Below are 4096 nucleotides of genomic sequence, written 5' to 3'. Positions count from 1 at the left end.
GTGAAGAAGCCGCCGCCCGAGATCGGGGGCAACTGCCCGGGATCGCCGAGAACGAGGATCGGCGTGCCGAAACTCATCAGGTCGCGGCCGAGCTGTTCGTCGACCATCGAACATTCGTCTATGACCACGAGCTTCGCCCGCGAGATCGGGCTCTGCCGGTTGAGCGAGAAGGTCGGCGACATCGAAGTCTTGCCGGTCACCTCGTCCGCTACCGTCTCCTCGCCCTTCGGCCGGTAGATCAGCGAATGGATGGTGCGGGCATTGACCGCGCCCTTGGAACGCAGCACCTGCGCCGCCTTACCGGTGAAGGCGGCGAACTGCACCTGGCCGTCGACATGCTCGGCAAAATAGCGCGCCAGCGTCGTCTTGCCGGTACCGGCAAAGCCGAACAGCCGGAAGAGCTGCGGCTTTCCGGTCTTGAGCCAGGTGGCGACCGCTTTCAGCGCATCGTCCTGTTGAGGAGAGAATTCCATCAGCGCGAGAGACCGGATTCGCGAGGGAAAGACAAGGCCGACGACTACCGGCACTAAGCTCATCAGTGGCGGGCCTACCGCCGACAATGACGCAAGTTATCAGGCAGAGGTCGGAACGTAAAGGGAACAAAGTCGAGCCGCCACGACCTAACCGGTCGGGCCGCCACGACCTTCGGTCCGGCTGGGATCGTTCTCCAGCAGGATCGGCTTGCCATGGGGCGTTGCGTGCGCGGCGCGTTCCCAGGCAGCGGCAAGCGTATCGACATCGCTCTTCCCGGCGACGCCTTTGGCCGACAGCAACTTTTCCAGTGCTGCCAGCCAGTGCTCGTAATAATCATGGCCATCGCTCGCGGCACCCGGCTTCTTGACCTCGGCGGACAAGGCGTCCGCCCATTCGCTCCAAGAGAACAGGCCCTTGTCGTGCAGCGCGACCGTCATGGCGAAGGCTTCCGCTTGCCATGGCTCGGCAAAAACCGGCGCATCGACGCCGGCCGGCAGCGCGGTGACTGACTTCGCCTCACGCCGGTTCAAGATAGCTTTCCCAGGCGTCGATCGACACGGTCAGCGTCGGGTCGGCGCCCTCGCCCCAGATTTCCGCACCCTCAAAAACCACCGTATAGACCCATTGCGGGTTTTCGCCTTGCCCATGCGCGTTGGTGTCGGGAAAGACAAAACCATCGCGCACCGCCTCGACGGCGCCTTGCTTGCCGCGTGCGTAGCGCGGCAGCCGCGTATGGCCGGTCGGATGAAAATTCTTCGTCCGCACGAGGTCGCCCGCCTTGAACCGAGCCGGGGTGGCGATCGGCCGGTCGCATGGGCCGCCCTTGGCCAGCACCGCCAGCACGTTTTCCGCCTTCAGCACCCTTTTGGGCGCCACCGCTGGATCGACTGCCTTGCCCGCGACCAAATCGCGATCGCTGACGAAGCCATGCCGCTTGAGCAAGGTTTCCAGCGCCTTGATCCAGATCTCGTAGTAGCTGGAGGCATAGTAGTCGGCTGGATGCAGCGACTCCCGCGCATGCCGGCTCTCGTCGATGTTCCACGCCCCCATCGCGCCAGCGCACAGCGTCACGCCCAGTGCACGCCTTTCCCAGGCGGCATGGAAATAGGGCTCGTCCTTCTCAGGCGCGACCGGCCCGAACCCCATCTGTCCGCCGAGATCCTGCGGCCCGTTCATTTCGGCGCCCCGGCCAGTCCGGTGCCGATCATCGCGTCGCGCGTCACCAGATCCGCCAGCCGCTCCTCGCTCCAGTCCTCGGTGCCCTTCGGCCGCGTCGGCACGACCAGATAGCGGAGCTCGGCAGTAGAGTCCCACACCCGGATTTTGGTCGTTAACGGCAAGGTCAGCCCGAATTCTTCGAGCACGCCGCGCGGATCGATCACTGCACGCGAACGATAGGGCGGCGCCTTATACCAGACCGGCGGCAGGCCGAGCACCGACCACGGGTAGCACGAGCACAGCGTGCAGACGACGAGGTTGTGCGTGTCAACCGTGTTGAAGACAGCCTGCATATGCTCACCTTGCCGTCCGGTGTAGCCGAGCGAGCCAATCGCCACCGTCGCGTCGCGTTTCAGCAAGGCAGCAAAGTCAGCATCGACCCAGGCCTTCGCCACCACCTTGGCGCCGTTGCGCGGGCCGATTTTTGTCTCGTAGGTGTCGACGATCACGTCGATGGCGGCCGGATCGATCAGCCCTTTCTGGGTAAGGATCGTCTCCAGCGCGCGCACCCGGGCGGCAAAAGGATCAAGCTCGTTGTCGTGGTCGTGATCATGGGACATGGGCGTCAAATTACGATCGCGAGCCGCCGGCGGCAAGCGTCACGGCTTGGGCCAGTGAAATCCATCGGGCTTTACTCTGCAGCCGCCTTTTGCGGCTCGCCCTGCAACTCTTCTCCGTCCTCGAACAGCGACGGCTGGTCGACGGTTTCGACCGGTAGCTGCTCGTCCCGACGCTGCGGCCACAGCCCGAGAAGCCAGCCGGAAAAATGCTCCATGTAGACATAGATGACCGGCGTGACGAACAGCGTCAGCGCTTGCGAAGCGACCAGGCCGCCGACCACCGCAACGCCGAGCGGCTGGCGCAGTTCCGCGCTGGCGCCGGTCCCGAGCGCGATCGGGATCGTGCCCATCAGCGCCGCCAGCGTCGTCATCATGATCGGACGAAAGCGCATCAGGCAGGCCTTGTGGATGGAATCGAGCGGCGACATCCCCTCGCGCCTGAGTTCGAGCGCAACGTCGATCATCATGATGCCGTTCTTCTTGACGAGGCCGATCAGCATCAGGATGCCGATGACCGCGATCACCGACAGGTCCATGCCCGCAAGCCGCAACGCCACCAGTGCGCCGAGCACGGCCGACGGCAGTCCGGTCAGGATGGTGAGGGGATGGATGAAGCTCTCGTAGAGGATGCCGAGGACGATGTAGATGGTCAGGATCGCGCCGCCGATCAGCAGGCCCTGGTTGGCGAGCGAATCCTGGAACGTTTTCGCCGTGCCCGAAAAAGTGGTCGAGATCGTCGCCGGCATTCCGATCTTTTCCTTCAGCGCATTGATGTGGGTCACGCTGTCATCGAGCGCGACGCCCTGCGGCAGATTGTAGGAGATGGTCACCGCCGGAAGCTGGCCGAGCTGATTGACGGTCAAGGCGCCGGCGGTCCGATCGACACTGGCGAAAGCGCCGAGCGGCACCAGGCTGCCGCTGGCCGTCCTCACCTTGATCGCCAGCATCCTTTCTGGCGACCACTCGATCCTCGGGTCGAGCTCCATGATCACCTCATAGCTGTCGGCCGAACCGAAGATGGTCGACACTTGCTCGGTGCCGAAACCGCCATAGAGGCTGGAGCGCAGCGTATCGGTGTCGATGCCGAGCGTCGCCGCCTTGTCGCGGTCGACCACCAGCGACGCCTGCAAGGCGTTGTTCTGCAAATCATTGGTGACGTCGGTGAAGGCGCTATGGTCAGCGGCCATCGCGTCGGTGAGCTTCTGCGCCCAGCTGTCAGCCGCGCCGATGTCGAGGCCCTGCACGACGAGCTGATAGGCGCTGGCCGAAGCGCGCGCGCCGAGCCGCAGATTCTGCACCGGCTGCATGAAAGTTTCGATGCCGGGAACATTGGCCAGCTGCCGCCGCAGATCCGAGAGCACCTTGTCGATATCGGGGCGCTGGTCCTTGTCCTTCAATTGCACATAGAGCCGGCCCTGGTTGAGCGCGTTGTCTCCGCCGCCTAGCGACCACCCTCCATGCGAGACATAGGGTGAATGGGTGAAGACATCAGCCACTTGCCCCTGCAGCTTCACCATGGCGTCGAACGAAATGTCCTGGCGCGCGGTGGTCGTCACCGAAATCTGGCCGATATCCTCCTGCGGGAAGAAGCCCTTCGGCGAGGTCTGGATCAGCCAGACCGTCAGTGCGGCCGTTCCGATAAAGACGAGAAAAACCAGGAAACTGTGCCGCAGGCAGAAGGTCAGCAGCCAGTCATAGCCTCGCATGAAGAAATTGTGCCTGTGATCTCCGCCCTGCGCTGCTTCACGCTCGGCCTTCGACACCGATAAAAGCCGCGAGCACAGCATCGGCGTCAGTGTCAGCGACACGAACATCGACGCCAGGATGGCGACTGTCACCACCAC

At 63.7% G+C, this 4096-nt stretch carries 5 protein-coding genes; all 5 read right to left on the bottom strand.

Going from position 1 to position 4096, the window contains the following annotated elements; translation table 11 throughout:
- On the bottom strand, positions 1-473 hold a 473-nt coding region (locus tag EOA86_RS25040), incomplete at its 3' end, for an ATP-dependent RecD-like DNA helicase (RefSeq protein WP_164891963.1).
- Positions 474-620: 147 nt separating this feature from the next.
- Entirely contained in the window at positions 621-1004 is a 384-nt protein-coding gene (locus EOA86_RS25035) for a nitrile hydratase accessory protein (protein WP_164891962.1), read from the bottom strand.
- A complete protein-coding gene (gene nthB, locus EOA86_RS25030; protein ID WP_128344123.1) occupies positions 991-1650 on the bottom strand; it encodes a nitrile hydratase subunit beta in 660 nt (219 codons plus the stop codon). The genes EOA86_RS25035 and nthB overlap by 14 nt, the downstream gene beginning before the upstream one ends.
- Positions 1647-2252 (bottom strand): nitrile hydratase subunit alpha, encoded by a 606-nt coding sequence (gene nthA / locus EOA86_RS25025; protein ID WP_128344121.1) that lies wholly within the window; start codon positions 2250-2252, stop codon positions 1647-1649. Before nthA ends, nthB begins: the two co-directional genes overlap by 4 nt.
- Positions 2253-2323: 71 nt before the next feature.
- The coding region (locus EOA86_RS25020; protein ID WP_164891961.1) for an efflux RND transporter permease subunit at positions 2324-4096 on the bottom strand (1773 nt) is incomplete at its 5' end.

The organism is Mesorhizobium sp. M5C.F.Ca.IN.020.32.2.1, assembly GCF_004023105.1.
GTDB classification, from domain to species: domain Bacteria; phylum Pseudomonadota; class Alphaproteobacteria; order Rhizobiales; family Rhizobiaceae; genus Mesorhizobium; species Mesorhizobium wenxiniae.
Note: the sequence above shows the minus strand (reverse complement) of the source record. Positions and strands in the feature narration are given on the sequence as shown.

What these genes read in the sequence shown, in the direction of transcription:
- nthB (WP_128344123.1), bottom strand. Translation starts at nt 1,650, where the DNA reads ATGAACGGGCCGCAGGATCTCGGCGGACAGATGGGGTTCGGGCCGGTC.
- nthA (WP_128344121.1), bottom strand. Translation starts at nt 2,252, where the DNA reads ATGTCCCATGATCACGACCACGACAACGAGCTTGATCCTTTTGCCGCC.